The organism is Vibrio neptunius (assembly GCA_019339365.1).
Taxonomy (GTDB): domain Bacteria; phylum Pseudomonadota; class Gammaproteobacteria; order Enterobacterales; family Vibrionaceae; genus Vibrio; species Vibrio neptunius.
Map to the genome: position 1 here is coordinate 3139085 of CP079859.1, position 16183 is coordinate 3155267.

At 45.5% G+C, this 16183-nt stretch carries 13 protein-coding genes and 2 pseudogenes; 6 read left to right on the forward strand and 9 right to left on the reverse strand.

Translation table 11 applies throughout. The features are described 5' to 3' along the window. Nucleotides 1-7 precede the first annotated feature (7 nt). From sucA to sdhC, 5 genes and pseudogenes are all read right to left on the reverse strand, one after another. Nucleotides 8-2832, reverse strand: a pseudogene (gene sucA, locus KW548_14655) (2-oxoglutarate dehydrogenase E1 component). Nucleotides 2833-2924: 92 nt separating this feature from the next. Next, nucleotides 2925-3635, reverse strand: a complete 711-nt coding sequence (locus KW548_14660) for a succinate dehydrogenase iron-sulfur subunit (GenBank protein QXX06311.1) — start codon at nt 3633-3635, stop codon at nt 2925-2927. An 18-nt stretch (nt 3636-3653) separates the two neighbouring features. Further along, nucleotides 3654-5419 (reverse strand): annotated as a pseudogene (gene sdhA / locus KW548_14665) (succinate dehydrogenase flavoprotein subunit). Further along, a complete protein-coding gene (gene sdhD / locus KW548_14670) occupies nt 5420-5764 on the reverse strand; it encodes a succinate dehydrogenase, hydrophobic membrane anchor protein (GenBank protein ID QXX06312.1) in 345 nt (114 codons plus the stop codon). Beyond that, on the reverse strand, nt 5758-6150 hold the full coding sequence (sdhC, locus tag KW548_14675) for a succinate dehydrogenase cytochrome b556 subunit (GenBank protein QXX06313.1): 393 nt from the start codon (nt 6148-6150) through the stop codon (nt 5758-5760). The genes sdhD and sdhC overlap by 7 nt, the downstream gene beginning before the upstream one ends. Nucleotides 6151-6546: 396 nt before the next feature. On the opposite strand from sdhC, the gene KW548_14680 reads away from it, so the two are divergent. Further along, entirely contained in the window at nt 6547-7836 is a 1290-nt protein-coding gene (locus KW548_14680) for a citrate synthase (GenBank protein QXX06314.1), read from the forward strand. Between the two features lie 275 nt (nt 7837-8111). Here KW548_14680 and KW548_14685 read toward each other — a convergent pair whose 3' ends face one another. Further along, entirely contained in the window at nt 8112-8870 is a 759-nt protein-coding gene (locus KW548_14685) for a Nif3-like dinuclear metal center hexameric protein (protein ID QXX06315.1), read from the reverse strand. 122 nt (nt 8871-8992) lie between these two features. Here KW548_14685 and KW548_14690 point away from each other — a divergent pair, with 122 nt between their 5' ends. After that, nucleotides 8993-9745 carry a DUF1853 family protein gene (locus KW548_14690; protein ID QXX06316.1) on the forward strand — a complete coding sequence of 251 codons (753 nt, stop codon included), beginning with the start codon at nt 8993-8995 and terminating at the stop codon, nt 9743-9745. A 1115-nt stretch (nt 9746-10860) separates the two neighbouring features. Here the strand turns inward: KW548_14690 and pgm are convergent. Next, nucleotides 10861-12507, reverse strand: coding sequence for a phosphoglucomutase (alpha-D-glucose-1,6-bisphosphate-dependent) (gene pgm / locus KW548_14695; GenBank protein QXX06317.1), 1647 nt, complete (start codon nt 12505-12507; stop codon nt 10861-10863). Nucleotides 12508-12595: 88 nt separating this feature from the next. Beyond that, entirely contained in the window at nt 12596-13138 is a 543-nt protein-coding gene (seqA, locus tag KW548_14700; protein ID QXX06318.1) for a replication initiation negative regulator SeqA, read from the reverse strand. A gap of 141 nt (nt 13139-13279) precedes the next feature. Here seqA and KW548_14705 point away from each other — a divergent pair, with 141 nt between their 5' ends. The 3 genes from KW548_14705 to fldA all read left to right on the forward strand — a co-directional run bounded on the left by KW548_14705 (nt 13280) and on the right by fldA (nt 14938). Then, nucleotides 13280-14044 (forward strand): alpha/beta fold hydrolase, encoded by a 765-nt coding sequence (locus KW548_14705; protein QXX06319.1) that lies wholly within the window; start codon nt 13280-13282, stop codon nt 14042-14044. 94 nt (nt 14045-14138) lie between these two features. Continuing rightward, entirely contained in the window at nt 14139-14360 is a 222-nt protein-coding gene (locus KW548_14710) for a DUF2788 domain-containing protein (GenBank protein ID QXX06320.1), read from the forward strand. Nucleotides 14361-14404: 44 nt separating this feature from the next. Continuing rightward, on the forward strand, nt 14405-14938 hold the full coding sequence (fldA, locus tag KW548_14715; protein QXX06321.1) for a flavodoxin FldA: 534 nt from the start codon (nt 14405-14407) through the stop codon (nt 14936-14938). 36 nt (nt 14939-14974) lie between these two features. Here fldA and KW548_14720 read toward each other — a convergent pair whose 3' ends face one another. Continuing rightward, nucleotides 14975-15481: a DUF4442 domain-containing protein gene (locus KW548_14720; protein ID QXX06322.1), complete on the reverse strand. Its 507-nt coding sequence runs from the start codon at nt 15479-15481 to the stop codon at nt 14975-14977. A gap of 207 nt (nt 15482-15688) precedes the next feature. Between KW548_14720 and fur the strand changes: the two genes are divergently transcribed. Next, nucleotides 15689-16138: a ferric iron uptake transcriptional regulator gene (gene fur / locus KW548_14725; GenBank protein QXX06323.1), complete on the forward strand. Its 450-nt coding sequence runs from the start codon at nt 15689-15691 to the stop codon at nt 16136-16138. Nucleotides 16139-16183 lie beyond the last annotated feature (45 nt).

The window sequence follows — 16183 nt, forward strand, 5'->3', positions numbered from 1 at the left end:
CTAGTTCTTAGTCTGAAGTTTTTGTATTCAAGGTTAGTGCGTCTTCAACCAACGCTTTCTGTTGTTTTAAATGTACTGACATATAACCTACAGCAGGTGATGCTGACGCTGGACGTCCGGCGTACTTAAGCTCTGCTCCCGCCGGAATAGCAGCACGGAAGTTGTGTTGGCTACAGTACCAAGCCCCCTGGTTTTGAGGCTCTTCTTGACACCAAACATAATCTTCAGCATTGGTGTACTGCTCGATCGCCGCTTTGACCTCTTCCAGAGGGAATGGGTAAAGCTGTTCAATACGAACAATAGCCACATCTTCCTGTTCGTTATTGCGGCGCTGTTCCAGTAGATCGAAATAGACCTTACCCGAACAGAAAACAACACGTTTCACTTTGTTAGGAGCAAGGTTGTCTATCTCAGCAATCGCTGGTTGGAACGTACCTTCAGATAGTTCTTCAAGTGTTGAAGTACAAAGAGGATGACGAAGCAGAGATTTTGGCGACATAACCACTAGTGGCCGACGCATTGGACGCACAACCTGACGACGAATCATGTGGTACACCTGAGCAGGTGTCGATGGTACAACCACCTGCATATTCTGCTCAGCACACAGCTGAAGATAACGTTCAAGGCGTGCAGAAGAGTGCTCTGGACCTTGACCTTCATAACCGTGAGGAAGAAGCATAGTCAGACCGCACAAACGAGCCCATTTTTGTTCACCTGACGAGATAAATTGGTCGATGACAACCTGAGCACCATTGGCAAAATCACCAAACTGAGCTTCCCAGATAGTCAAACCACTTGGCTCTGCCGTAGCATAACCATATTCAAATGCCAGCACCGCCTCTTCAGACAAAACAGAATCGTATACTTCGAACGGACCTTGCTTGTCATGAACGTTGGCCAACGGAATAAACGTGCTTGCATCTGTCTGGTTGTGAAGCACTGAATGACGGTGGAAGAAGGTACCACGACCAGAATCCTGTCCAGAAATACGAATACGCTTGCCATCATCGACAAGTGTCGCATACGCTAGTGTTTCGGCCATTCCCCAATCGATCGCTTTTTCGCCAGCGATCATTGCTGTGCGATCATTGTAAAGCTTGTTTACACGGCTTTGTAATTTGTGACTTTCTGGGTACTGACAGATACGCTGACCAAGTTCAACCAAGCGATCTTTGTCAAAAGTACTATCCCAGCTAACATCCCAGTCATGACCGAGGTATGGAGACCAGTCAACAGAATGCAGTGCCATTGGGCGCCACTCTTTAACGACAACTTCACCACGATCTAATGCATCACGATATTCGTTCACTAATTGAGTTGCTGTATCAATGCCAAAGTCACCACGCTCGATCAATACATCAGCATATAGCTTGCGCGGCGTTGGGTGCTTTTTAATCTTCTGGTACATCAGTGGCTGAGTTGCATTTGGCTCGTCAGCTTCGTTGTGACCATGACGTCGATAACACACTAAGTCAATCACTACATCGCTCTTGAACTCGTTTCGATAATCAAGCGCAATACGTGTAACAAAAGCCACAGCTTCAGGGTCATCTGCGTTCACATGGAAAATAGGTGCCTGTACCATTTTCGCAATATCAGTACAGTACATCGTAGAACGCGTGTCGTTAGGGTTTGACGTAGTGAAACCCACCTGGTTGTTCACAACGATGCGAACTGTACCGCCAACACGGAAGCCGCGTGACTGAGACATATTGAAAGTTTCGGCTACAACTCCCTGACCTGCTACCGCCGAATCGCCATGAATTGTAATAGGTAACACAGTATTACCTTCATTATCCCCTAGGCGATCCTGACGAGCACGGACGGAACCAATGACTACTGGGTTTACAATCTCAAGGTGAGATGGGTTAAATGCAAGTGCAAGGTGAACATCACCGCCTGGCGTTGCAAAATCTGCAGAGAAGCCCTGATGGTACTTAACATCACCAGTACCCCATGTTTCATCATGCTTACCCGCAAACTCGTCAAACAGATCCTGAGGCTTTTTCCCCAAAACGTTGACTAGCATATTTAACCGCCCACGGTGCGCCATACCAATAACAACTTCGCGCATACCATTTTTACCAGCGTGGCGAATCAATTCTTTTGTCATCGGTATCAGTGCATCCCCCCTTCTAGCGAGAAACGTTTAGCACCTGGGAATTTAGCTCCTAGATAACGCTCCAAACCTTCAGCGGCCGTCAGCTCTTCAAGAAATTCTTGTTTTTCTTGTTTAGAAAAAGAAGGTTGACCAACAACTGACTCCAAACGTTGCTGGATCCAACGTTTTTGTTCAGTGTTCGTCATGTGCATGTATTCTGCACCGATAGAACCACAGTAGATTTTATTCAGAGAAGCGTAGATGTCTTTTAGCAACATGGTATCTTGACCAATAGCAAAAGAACCTACATTGAATGATTCTTCGAAGTCATCTTCGGTGAGAGTATGGAATGCTGGGTCTAGCTCCGCCACAGTTGGGCGTTGCCATAATCCGAGTGGATCAAGTTTTGCAGCTTCATGACCGCGGAAGCGGTATGCGTTAATAAGTTGCAATACTTTTACTTGCTTAGCGTCGACATCTGGATCACTAACTTGGACATTGTAATGCTTTGTTTCTTGAGCGAGTCGTCGGAAGTAGTCACGGACACGTGAGTGAGGCTGTTCAGCCACCTCTTCAGAAGGCTTAGGTAAGCCATCAAATACACGTTTCCATTCCTCACTTACCAGATCGGGATCACTTAGATACAGTTCGTAGAGATCTTCTACATAAGTTGCATTGGCGCCAGCCAAGTGTGAAGACTCGAGCCATGCCTTCATCACGCCGTTGTGCATATTTTCCCTTAACCAGTAGTTTTCACGTTTGCTTCGGTCTATGCCGAGCTATTAAGAGCCGACCACCTAAGTGATCGGCAATTTTTATTAATTTAAACCGAACGATTGACCAGCATAGTCTTAATGTGACCAATGGCTTTCGTTGGGTTGAGTCCTTTAGGACAAACACTTACACAATTCATGATGCCATGGCAACGGAAAACGCTAAATGCATCATCAAGATTTGACAGACGTTCATCTGTTGCTGTATCGCGGCTATCAATCAGCCAACGATAAGCAGCCAGCAGGCCAGCAGGACCAATGAATTTATCAGGGTTCCACCAGAATGATGGGCACGAAGTCGTACAACATGCACACATAATACACTCGTAGAGCCCATCAAGATGCGCGCGCTCATCAGGAGACTGTAAATTCTCGCGGGATGGTGGCAAGGCGTCATCATCAATCAAGAATGGCTTCACTTTCGCGTAGTTGTCGTAGAACTGGGTCATATCAACAATCAAATCACGAACAACAGGCAAACCTGGAAGCGGTCGAATCACGATTTTATCACCTGCTAATGCTGAAAGCGGGGTGATGCAAGCAAGGCCATTCTTACCATTCATATTTAGGCCATCAGAACCACAAACACCTTCACGGCAAGAGCGACGGAATGAGATGCTTGGATCTTGCTCTTTCAGCAGGATCAATGCATCTAGAAGCATCATGTCCGAACCTTCATCAACCTCAAGCGTGTAATCTTTCATATACGGCTTTTGGTCAACATCTGGGTTGTAACGGTACAAAGAGAAATTCAGTTTCATAATTATGTCCTCCTTTCCTTAGTACGTACGTGCTTTAGGCGGAAACGCTTCACGATGAATCGGTTCCATGTTGACATCGCGCTTCGCCATCGCTTCCGTTTCCGGGTTGTAAATTGAGTGACATAGCCACTGCGCATCGTCACGGTCAGGGAAGTCAAAACGAGCATGTGCACCACGGCTTTCTGTACGGTAGTTCGCCGCAACAGCAGTCGCGTAAGCAGTTTCCATCAAGTTCTCTAGTTCTAAACACTCAATACGCTGTGTGTTGAACTCAGTTGATTTATCAGCAAGATGAGCATTCTTCAGGCGTTCACGGATAACTTTCAGTTCTTCCAAACCTTTAGCCATTGCATCACCTTCACGGAATACCGAGAAGTTGTTTTGCATACATTGCTGTAGATCTTTACGGATTTGCGCTGGGTCTTCACCCTCAGTGCTGTTTTCCCAACGGTTGTAACGCTCTAAAGAACGCTCAATGTCTGCTTCAGTAGCCGGTTTCGCTTCTGCTTGCTTAGCTAGAGTTTCACCTAAGTGCAGACCTGTTGCACGACCGAATACAACCAAGTCTAGTAGTGAGTTACCACCCAGACGGTTAGCGCCGTGTACTGATACCGATGCGATTTCACCACAAGCGAATAGACCTTGAACTTCTACGTCTGCACCGCTTGAGTCTTGCTTAATAGCCTGACCTGAAACCTGAGTTGGGATACCACCCATCATGTAGTGACATGTTGGGATTACTGGAATCGGCTCTTTAACTGGGTCTACGTGTGCAAACGTACGAGACAGTTCACAAACACCCGGTAGACGTGACTCAAGAGTCTCTTTACCTAGGTGATCCAGTTTCAGTTTAATGTGAGGACCCCAAGGGCCATCGCAGCCGCGACCTTCACGAATTTCGATCATCATTGAGCGAGCAACAACGTCACGACCAGCAAGGTCTTTCGCGTTTGGAGCATAACGCTCCATGAAGCGCTCACCGTCTTTATTAAGCAGGTAACCACCTTCACCACGACAACCTTCAGTTACAAGAACACCTGCTCCAGCGATACCCGTTGGGTGGAACTGCCACATTTCCATGTCTTGCATAGGTACGCCTGCACGCAGCGCCATACCAACACCATCACCCGTGTTGATGTGAGCGTTAGTCGTCGATGCGTAAATACGACCCGCACCCCCGTTGCTAGGATGGTTGCTTTTGATTTGAAATAACAAACTTCACCAGTTTCCATACATAGCGCAGTACAACCTAGAACAACACCATCTTCGTTTTTAACAAGGTCAAGTGCATACCACTCAGAGAAAACCGTTGTTTTGTGTTTGATGTTTTGTTGATAAAGCGTGTGTAGAAGCGCGTGACCTGTACGGTCAGCTGCAGCAGCTGTACGAGCAGCCTGTTCACCGCCAAAGTTCTTTGACTGACCGCCGAAAGGACGCTGGTAGATAGTACCGTTGTCAAAACGAGAGAAAGGAAGACCCATTTTCTCCAGTTCAATAACAGACTCAGGACCGTTCTTACACATATATTCGATAGCGTCTTGGTCACCAATGTAGTCAGAACCCTTGACCGTATCATACATGTGCTGCTCCCAGTGGTCTTCGTGCGCGTTACCTAGCGCGACCGTAATACCACCTTGAGCAGAAACTGTATGTGAACGTGTTGGAAATACTTTAGAAAGCAATGCACATGAAAGGCCTTGCTCAGAGATTTGTAGTGCAGCACGCATACCTGCACCACCAGCGCCGATTACAACGGCATCAAATTCGCGAACTGGAATAGACACTTACGCACCCCACAGAATAAATAGACCAGAGAAGAAGTAACCAAATAGCACGGCAATCACACCTAGCTGCAGAAAACCGCGAAGCTTAGCGCATTTGATGTAGTCTGTAAGAACTTGCCATAGACCAATCCAAGCGTGGATAAGAACGGATACCAACGCAAGCATGGTAAAGACTTTAGTAAAAGTCCCACCAAAGAACTGTGTCCAAGATACGTAAGAAATATCTGAGAAAGCACAGAAGCTCACCAGATAGATAGTATAAAGCGTCATAATGATTGCTGTTGCACGAATTAAAAGGAAATCGTGCACACCATTACGACCAAAAGATGAAATGTGTTTTACCATACCAGAATCCCCGCAAGTACAGACAGAACGGCCGTCGCTGCGAATGCAACCTTAGCGCTCATAGCGCCAGATTCCAGCTCTTCAAAATGACCTAGATCCATCAGCAAGTGACGAATACCACCTGCTATATGGTAGGCCAAAGCCGTCAAAATACCCCACAAAATAAATTTCACAAAGAAACCGTCAACGATATCGACAGCTTGTGCATAACCTACAGGGGAAGACAGGGATATGGATAATAACCACAGAAGTATCCCGATCGCGACAAACGTAATTACACCTGAAACTCGGTGCAAGATAGATGCGATTGCTGTGATCGGAAAGTTGATAGTCTGCAAATCTAAATTAACAGGTCTTGACTTTCTTTCTTTCACGGGCTTGCTCACTCAGCTCCATTGAAGCATTTATTGTTATGAACGAAATTTGATTGCAAACCTACAAAAGTTAACATTTATTTAACAATAAGCAGGCAAAAAACCGGAGTAAACTTGTAAAATATTTGTTAACAACAAACCTTAAAACATCACCTCACATCTGTTTCAAGACTTGAATTTATAAGGTTTCCACCAAAATTTACGGCGCCACTATACGGCTGGACATATTTTAGCACAATTGATGTAACAATTTTTGCTACACAGAACAGATTTTTAACTTTATACGTATAAAAAATCAAAAGAAGTGCACAAGTCGGAGGAGAAAAATTGACTTTGATAACGAACACACGTACAAAAATGTCACACAAACATCCTGGACGGATTAAATAATAAACAAAGGAGATTGTTATGGCAGATAAGAAAGCGACCCTTCACGTTGAAGGTCAAGCGCCTGTCGAACTGCCAATTATGGAAGGTGCCCTTGGTACTCCTGTAATTGATGTTCGTAAACTTGGAGCAAATGGATATTTCACGTTTGACCCAGGTTTTCTTGCCACTGCATCCTGTGAATCTCAAATCACCTATATCGACGGTGGCAAGGGCATTCTTTTGCACCGCGGTTATCCTATTGATCAGTTAGCTAATAACGCTGATTACTTAGAAGTTTGCTACATACTTCTTTATGGTGAAGCCCCTACACGAGAACAATACGAGCAATTTAAAAAGACTGTCACCCGCCATACTATGGTACACGAGCAAATCGCGAGCTTCTTCCACGGATTCCGTCGCGACGCTCACCCAATGGCAGTCATGTGTGGTGTAGTCGGCGCTCTGGCAGCCTTCTATCACGATTCACTCGACATCAATAATGACACCCACCGTGAGATCACGGCTTATCGTCTGCTGTCAAAAATGCCTACCCTGGCGGCGATGTGTTACAAATACTCTATCGGTCAGCCATTTATCTACCCACGCAACGATCTAAGCTATGCGGAAAACTTCCTACACATGATGTTTGCTAACCCATGTGAAGAATACGAAGTGAATCCAGTCGTAGCTCGTGCAATGGATAAGATCTTTACACTTCATGCAGACCATGAGCAAAACGCTTCAACGTCAACAGTACGTCTAGCCGGCTCATCTGGCGCGAACCCATTTGCGTGTATCGCAGCGGGTATCGCATCGCTTTGGGGGCCTGCACATGGCGGAGCTAACGAAGCCTGTCTGAAGATGTTGGAAGAAATAGGTAGTGTTGACAACATTCCTGAGTACATCGAACGTGCGAAGGATAAGGATGACCCATTCCGCCTAATGGGCTTCGGTCACCGTGTTTATAAGAACTATGACCCACGTGCAACGGTCATGCGCGAAACTTGTCATGACGTATTGAAAGAGCTAAACATTGACGATCCACTGCTTGATGTAGCGATGGAGCTTGAGCGGATTGCTCTGTCTGACGAGTACTTCGTTTCTAAGAAGCTTTACCCGAATGTCGATTTCTACTCTGGCATCATTCTAAAAGCGATCGGTATTCCAGTCTCTATGTTTACCGTGATCTTCGCGCTATCACGTACCATTGGTTGGATTGCTCACTGGAACGAAATGCACAGTGACCCACTCAACCGTATCGGCCGACCTCGTCAGCTTTACACGGGTGAAGTTCAGCGTGAGTTTTCGCCAATACACGAGCGTGAGTAATAGCTGACTAGCAAAAAGTTAAAGGGCTAATGTACGAACATTAGCCCTTTTTTATTAGACTAGTTGTCATCCTCAAGAACGAGGCACGAGTGAGTTGGGGATCTCTCACCGCGAGCCGCCAACCTTTAGAGATTCCTTACTCCCTCATTCTTCGGTTTAAGGAATGACAAATATTTCTCTCGCAGGGCGAAGCCCGATCCCGTTTTCTAAAAGCGCAGCGTTCCATAGGACGCAGTCCGTTCCCGCTCTCCCGTAGGACGAAGTCCGTCCTTCTCTTACACCGGATTATCAATATCAATAAATTCAACATCTAGGCCATGTTCAGTGGCTAGCCACTCGCCTAGTGCTTTGATTCCGTAGCGCTCTGTCGCGTGGTGCCCGGCAGCATAGTAGTGAATGTCCTGCTCACGAGCAGAATAAGTAGTGCGTTCTGAGATCTCACCCGAAATAAACGCATCTAAACCGTGTCTCGCTGCCAATTCAATAAAGTCCTGACCACCACCAGTGCACCATCCGACCGTTTCAATCACTTTGTCTGCATTTTCTGGAGCAATATGAAGAGGCTGGCGTTTCAGTACTTGATTGATCTTGGCAGCAAACTCAGCCCCTGTCATTGGAGACTTCAAACGCCCAAACATAGCGACGGATTGAGGATGCCCTTCTAGGCCGCCTTGCACTTCAATATCCAGCAAACGAGCGAGTTCAGCGTTATTGCCTAGCTCAGGGTGGATATCAAGAGGCAGATGGTAACCCATTAAATTAATGTCGTTTTTTATCAAGGTACGAATGCGTTTGCCTTTCATACCACGAATGGGTTCAGGCTCGCCTTTCCAGAAATAGCCGTGATGAACCAATAATGCGTCTGCTTTTAACTCAACCGCTTTATCAATCAATGCTTGCGAAGCAGTCACACCAGTCACGATCTTTTTAATCTGCTCTTTACCTTCAACCTGTAACCCGTTAGGTGCATAGTCTTTGATTAACTGTGGAGAGAGCTTCTCGTTGAGGATTTTTTCTAATTGTAAGTTGTTCATGACAGCTTCCATCTAATTGCTAACATTGCGCTTTATCTTAGTGAGCAAAGTGTATTCGAACCATAGCAACCTTACCAGCACCTAGCTACAATAGTGGCGTTCAAGCAAATATAGGTTTGAGGATGAACGCTTTACAACGTTTTTATCACTGGGTACATGAAACACCATCGCTATTTAACCTGACACCGCCATTTGTCGATGTCAAAGCGCTGAATATCACTCCTCTAAAACAAGATCACTATCAGGGAAACCCTCGCTTAGGATTCATCTACCAGTACCTCTGCACTGAGCTCATCAGCAATAGTTCAAAATATTCTTTGCTCGAAGAAGAGATTCAAATCAACAAAGCGTCAGGACAGACCATAGGCGCAATTGATCTCATTCTAGACAACCATGAGTCACAGCAGAAAGAACACTGGGAAGTCGCGATTAAATTCTATCTTTTACATAAAGGCGTTTGGTACGGACCGAATGCCCACGATCAGCTAGACAAAAAACTCGCTAGAATGCTCTCGCATCAATTAAAAATGAGTGCAGCTCCTGAATTCCTCGAACAATACCCTCATTACTCTGATCTCACTGAGCACCTGTTAATCCAGGGGCGTCTTTATACCAATCCTTTTTCACCAGAGACAATTCCGGAAGAGTGTCTTGGGCTCACGATAAACCCTAGCCAAATCAATGGATATTGGTGCTATCAAAGTCAGTGGGACCAGATTGGCGAACCGCTGTATGAACTTGAAAAGCCACTTTGGGCGGTTGGACTAGAAGAGTTCACCAACCCTATCGATAAACCCAATGGAAGGTTTGTCCATGCTCAGACGAAAGGCGGTCAATTTTGGTTTGTTGTGCCTGATAGTTGGCCGGGTTCATAGGTAGCTAATCAGAAGGGTCTGTAACTCCTTAATCGTCATCCTCAAGAGTGAGGTACGAGCGAGTTGGGGATCTCTTTAAGCGAGTCGAAGCCAGTATGAGATTCCTTACTCCCTCATTCTTCGGTCTAAGGAATGACGCGGATAGTCTCAGTATTTGGGGGACCGAAAGCTACTCCCAAATACATAAAAATTGCCTACACCTCTGACTATTGTCATCCTCAAGAGGCAGGTACGAGCGAGTTGGGGATCCCTTGTAGCGTGTCGAAGATGGGATGAGATTCCCTACTCCCTCATTCTTCGGTCTAAGGAATGACGCGGATAGTCTCAGTATTTGGGGGACCGAAGACTACTCCCAAATACATAAAAATTGCCTACACCTCTGACTATTGTCATCCTCAAGAGGCAGGTACGAGCGAGTTGGGGATCCCTTGTAGCGTGTCGAAGATGGGATGAGATTCCCTACTCCCTCATTCTTCGGTCTAAGGAATGACGCGGATAGTCTCAGTATTTGGGGGACCGAAGACTATTCCCAAATACATAAAAATTGCCTACAACTCTTACTATTGTCATCCTCAAGAGTGAGGTACGAGCGAGTTGGGGATCCCTTGTAGCGTGTCGAAGCCAGTATGAGATTCCTTACTCCCTCATTCTTCGGTCTACAGAATGACGCGGATAGTCTCAGTATTTGGGGGACCGAAAGCTACTCCCAAATACATAAAAATTGCCTACAACTCTGACTATTGTCATCCTCAAGAGGCAGGTACGAGCGAGTTGGGGATCTCTTTAAGCGAGTCGAAGATGGGATGAGATTCCCTACTCCCTCATTCTTCGGTCTACAGAATGACGCGGATAGTCTCAGTATTTGGGGGACCGAAAGCTACTCCCAAATACATAAAAATTGCCTACACCTCTGACTATTGTCATCCTCAAGAGGCAGGTACGAGCGAGTTGGGGATCCCTTGTAGCGTGTCGAAGATGGGATGAGATTCCCTACTCCCTCATTCTTCGGTCTATGGAATGACAAATCTTTCTCCCGAAGGGCGCAGCCCGTTCCTTGTTTCACAAAAAAGGGCTGACAAATAGTCAGCCCTTGATACAACACTTAGTTGTCGAAGTTAAAGACCAGCGTCAGCAAATACCTGATTCACGATATCTTGTGCTTCTGCTTCAATTTGCTTCAAATGCTCTTCACCTTTAAAGCTCTCACAGTAGATCTTGTAGATATCTTCCGTGCCTGAAGGACGTGCCGCAAACCAGCCGTTATCAGTCGTGACTTTGAGGCCACCAATCGCAGCCCCGTTGCCAGGCGCGTGGGTCAAGCGAGCAGTGATCGCGTCACCTGCAAGAGTTTCCGCTGTCACCATCGCAGCAGACAGTTTCTTTAGCACCTCTTTCTGTGGGCCGTTTGCCACAGCCTGAATACGGTTGTATTCAGAAGCACCATGCTTCGCTGCAAGTTCTTCATAGTACTCTTGAGGGTTCTTACCTGTTACCGCAGTAATTTCAGCAGCTAGAAGACACAGAATGATACCATCTTTATCTGTTGACCATGGCGTACCATCTTTACGTAGGAAAGAGGCCCCTGCAGACTCTTCACCACCAAAACCAAATTTACCTTCGTAAAGACCATCAACAAACCACTTAAAACCAACCGGGACTTCACACAGTTCGCGACCAAGATCAGCAACAACGCGATCGATCAATGCACTTGACACCAGAGTCTTACCAACGGCGACATCTTTACCCCACTCTTCACGGTGACGGTATAAATAATCAATACACACAGCGAGGAAGTGGTTTGGGTTCATCAAACCTTTTGGTGTAACAATTCCATGACGGTCGTAGTCTGGATCATTGCCAAACGCCAGATCATATTCATCTTTTAGCGCTAACAGACCAGCCATTGCGTAAGGAGATGAACAGTCCATACGTACCACGCCGTCTTTATCTAGCGACATAAACTGGAACGATGGGTCAATCGCTTCGCTAACCAAAGTCAAATCTAGATTGTAAGCAGAGCCGATTTGTCGCCAGTAGTCGATCCCACTGCCGCCAAGTGGGTCAACCCCGATCTTAATATTTGCTTTTTGAATGGCTTCCATGTCAATCACATTCACAAGATCGTCAACGTACGGCTTAACTAAGTCTTTCTCTGAGAAAAGCACTGACGCTTTTGCTTCAGCTAACGGCATACGCTTAACGCCTTGCAAACCTTCAGCGATCAGGGCATTTGCACGGTCTTGAATCGCTTGTGTCAATTCACCTTCCGCAGGACCGCCGTGAGTTGGGTTGTACTTAATACCACCATCTTGGGGCGGGTTATGAGACGGTGTAATCACAATACCGTCTGCTTTATCTTGATGTTCAAGGTTATGAGTCAAAATAGCGTGAGACACACCCGGTGTTGGCGTATAACCGTTGTCTTGCTGAACAACAACTTGAACACCGTTTGCAACCAACACTTCGACAACACTGGAGAACGCTGGTTCTGACAAAGCATGCGTATCTTTGCCTATAAATAGAGGTCCAGTTGTTTGTTTCTCAGCACGTACTTCAGCTATCGCTTGAGCAATCGCCAGGATATGGTTTTCGTTGAAAGTAGATTTGTCTGCAGTACCACGATGTCCGGAAGTGCCGAACTCAACTTTGTGATCAGGATTAGCAGGGTCTGGTTGAAGTAGGAAATAGTTCGAGACAAGTGCAGGGATATTATGCAGATCCTGCTGTTGGGCTTGTTGTCCAGCACGTGGGTGCATCGCCATTTTGACATCCTTTATAAAAATGTTCAGAAGCAAAAAACCTCATAATAACCAGCACTGTTTGAACATTATGAGGTTTAAATCAGAATTCTTAGATTGAGTTAGTGACCTTCTCAATAAGGTCGGCAGGAAAATTCATTCTCGCCATCAACTGGTCAACCATCTGGCGCTTTCTACTGGTGTTGTTATTGGTAATCACCCAGAAAGGCGAACCGGGAATCGCTTTAGGCTTTGTCGTGTTACCACTCTCCAAGAGAGTTTGCTCATTGTTAGCAAAATAAACACGCTTTCGGCCTTTTACTTGAGTTGCTTCGGAAAATCCCTGCGGGTCAATGCGGTTCAACGTCGACAATACCAACATGAATCTGTCGATGGCTTTTTTCAGCCCCGCAAACTCATCAGATATCAGCAGCGAGCGCATTGCTTTGACGCTGTCTACTTTTTCTTCTTTGGCTGCATCACGGCTAACCACGATTCCTGTGGGCTGTACTGCTGACACAACCGACGCTGATTGTTGACTCTGCTTATCAACCACGAGAAGACGACGTAAGATGTCGGATGCACTTTCACCGATGTGTTGGGTTTGACCTGCGATGTAACGGTATAGATCCTCATCAACCTCAATTGTTTTCATTCGCTTTTCACAATCTCTATGTTTAAACTCTGTGGGATTATATACCCAAGTCCCCTCAATATGCGAGTTCCAGATTTGCTATCTGAAGCAGATTAATGGTCGAATGAGGCGCTACGTTAAACCAGTCACGAATAGAGTAAAATGTCACAACTGCTCAACTATAAAATCGAAGGTGAGGGTCACACCATAGTTTTGATCCACGGCTTATTTGGTAGCTTAGATAACCTTGGTTTGCTCGCCCGAGATTTGCGCCAAGATTTTCAGGTCGTTAGCGTTGATCTGCGCAACCATGGCATGTCTTTTCAAGCTCCTGAACATAACTACGAGTTGATGGCGCAAGATGTGTTTGCCACCCTGCAACATCTCAACCTCAAACGCTACATTCTGATTGGCCATTCGATGGGCGGCAAGGTCGCCATCAAATTGGCAGAACTGGCTCAAACTCACGTCGAAAAATTACTGGTTTTGGACATGGCGCCGGTGGCTTACAGTCAAAGTCGGCATGACAATGTTTTTGCTGGCCTCAAAGCCGTACTTAAGCACAAACCAACGTCTCGGAGACAAGCGCTCGAGATCCTTGCTCAGCACATTGAAATCGAAGGTGTTAGGCAGTTTCTTAGCAAGTCTTTGTATCACAACGGGGAGCACTTAGAATGGCGTTTCAACGTCTCCAGCTTATGGGACAATTATTCACAAATTTTAGGTTGGAATCCCATCGATAAAATTACCACTCCTACCCTATTGGTCAAAGGTGGCAATTCAGACTATCTAACAGCAGAGCATCAGGAAAAAGTGCAACACCAGTTCACTAATGTAAAAGCTCATGTGATTGCGAATACTGGCCACTGGTTACATGCAGAAAAACCCCAAGAAGTTCTCCGCGCGATACGCAAATTTATCACTTAAAAACAGAATGAGAGATCGGTTGCTCCCAACCCGTTAACTTTGTCTTACAAGAGTGGTATAGTTCGGCGCAAGTAATTCGGCATAAAGGGATCCCATGCTCTACGACTACATGAACATGATCGAGTCAATTGGTCTCGACCTTCTTTTCGCGTCTATCTTTTTTCTAATCGGTATGGCGATCAAAGATGTGTTAAAGGCAGGCAACGTTCCTCCTTTTGGTCGTCGCATTGTATGGTTGGTTCTATTCCTTGGTTGTGCTGGATTTATCGCCAAAGGCATTATTCAGATTAGCTGGGAAGGTGGCGGTATCGGCTGATATCAACCGAGCCCACAACAGAAATTAGTAAAGGTAACGAATCTATGGCAAGTGTAGGCATCTTCTTTGGTAGCGACACAGGTAACACTGAAGCTGTTGCAAAGATGATTCAAAAGCAACTAGGTAAACAACTGGTTCACGTTCAAGATATCGCGAAAAGCAGCAAAGAAGATATCGATAACTTCGATCTTCTGCTTCTAGGTATCCCAACTTGGTATTACGGTGAAGCACAGTGTGACTGGGATGATTTCTTCCCAGAACTAGAGCAAATCGACTTTTCAACCAAGCTTGTTGCTATCTTTGGCTGTGGTGACCAAGAAGATTACGCTGAGTACTTCTGTGACGCAATGGGCACAGTCCGTGATATCGTCGAAGCCAAAGGCGGTACGATCCTAGGCCACACGTCAACGGAAGGTTATGAGTTTGAAGCATCCAAAGGTCTGGTTGAAGGTGATGACAGCCAGTTTGTTGGCTTATGTGTTGACGAAGATCGTCAGCCAGAACTCACTGACGAACGCGTAACTAACTGGTGTAAGCAGATTCACGAAGAAATGTGTTTGGCTGAATTAGAAGGCTAAAACAAAGATTTGAAAACCTCCCCAGTGGAGGTTTTTTTATGCGATTTGCTCCTCGGTATCATCCTCTTCCCGGTACTGTGGCTTTTTACGCACATAGAGTTTACGCTGAACTTCAGACACAACGTTACCGCTCCTGTCTTTGACATAGATGACAAACTCAGGAAAACATTTATCACCATTGGATGTCTTATGTAGGATATCGTCCAGCAAGTCTTGAGGAACGATGAAATCCGCGTAGAGATCACTTTGTCCTGGCTTAATGAAGTTAATACTCGCTTCCTTATCCCATACATAATAGTGCTCTCCCAAGATCCCCATCAGCATTAATGAATAAACAGGATCGGTTAAAGAAAAAATACTGCCACCATACTGAGTACGATTGGCATTTTTATTCCACCAGCGAAGTTTGAGTTTCATTTTGACCTGACGAAAATCGTCGCTTATTGAAATAATCCTGATCCCAGCCCCCCAAAATGGAGGCCAGATATTGAGGGCAAACTTTACGATTCCAGGTTTGTATATTTTTGCCAGTGATTTATTCATTCTTTCGTCCCTGAAAATAGAGTCTTCATAACAAGATGTTAATCAATTGTAACTGGTCTGATGTGTTTTATCAGTGACGCTACACGTGTTTAGAAAAAAATACTAGTAACCCTTTGAAGTTCGTGGTTTATTGTTACCTTGTACTGCCCTATAATGATAGGAATAATGAATTCTGTTAATTACCGCAGATCATCAACAGGAAAGTTTATGTCAGACAACAACCAAGCTCTTAAGGACGCTGGTCTTAAAGTTACACTTCCGAGACTGAAGATTTTAGAAGTACTCCAGCAACCGGAATGCCAACATATCAGCGCTGAAGAACTGTATAAAAAGCTTATTGATCTTGGTGAAGAGATCGGGCTAGCGACAGTTTACCGAGTTCTGAACCAATTTGATGACGCAGGTATTGTCACTCGCCACCACTTTGAAGGCGGTAAATCAGTTTTTGAACTATCCACTCAGCATCATCATGACCATTTGGTTTGTCTAGACTGCGGTGAAGTTATCGAGTTTGCTGATGACATCATTGAAGAGCGACAGAAAGAAATTGCAAAGCAGTACAATGTCATTCTGACAAACCACAGTTTGTATCTTTACGGTAAGTGTGCGGACGGCAGTTGTCGTGATAACCCCGATGCGCATAAACTGAAAAAATAGTCGATCACAGCATTGCTTATAGATAGTGATCAGCTTCTTTTAAAC

Excerpts from the sequence above, each read along its gene's own strand:
- KW548_14720 (QXX06322.1), bottom strand. The coding sequence starts at position 15,481 with ATGAATAAATCACTGGCAAAAATATACAAACCTGGAATCGTAAAGTTT.
- pgm (QXX06317.1), bottom strand. The coding sequence starts at position 12,507 with ATGGCGATGCACCCACGTGCTGGACAACAAGCCCAACAGCAGGATCTG.
- KW548_14685 (QXX06315.1), bottom strand. The coding sequence starts at position 8,870 with ATGAACAACTTACAATTAGAAAAAATCCTCAACGAGAAGCTCTCTCCA.
- fldA (QXX06321.1), top strand. The coding sequence starts at position 14,405 with ATGGCAAGTGTAGGCATCTTCTTTGGTAGCGACACAGGTAACACTGAA.
- seqA (QXX06318.1), bottom strand. The coding sequence starts at position 13,138 with ATGAAAACAATTGAGGTTGATGAGGATCTATACCGTTACATCGCAGGT.
- KW548_14710 (QXX06320.1), top strand. The coding sequence starts at position 14,139 with ATGCTCTACGACTACATGAACATGATCGAGTCAATTGGTCTCGACCTT.
- KW548_14705 (QXX06319.1), top strand. The coding sequence starts at position 13,280 with ATGTCACAACTGCTCAACTATAAAATCGAAGGTGAGGGTCACACCATA.
- KW548_14690 (QXX06316.1), top strand. The coding sequence starts at position 8,993 with ATGAACGCTTTACAACGTTTTTATCACTGGGTACATGAAACACCATCG.
- fur (QXX06323.1), top strand. The coding sequence starts at position 15,689 with ATGTCAGACAACAACCAAGCTCTTAAGGACGCTGGTCTTAAAGTTACA.
- sdhD (QXX06312.1), bottom strand. The coding sequence starts at position 5,764 with ATGGTAAAACACATTTCATCTTTTGGTCGTAATGGTGTGCACGATTTC.
- KW548_14680 (QXX06314.1), top strand. The coding sequence starts at position 6,547 with ATGGCAGATAAGAAAGCGACCCTTCACGTTGAAGGTCAAGCGCCTGTC.
- KW548_14660 (QXX06311.1), bottom strand. The coding sequence starts at position 3,635 with ATGAAACTGAATTTCTCTTTGTACCGTTACAACCCAGATGTTGACCAA.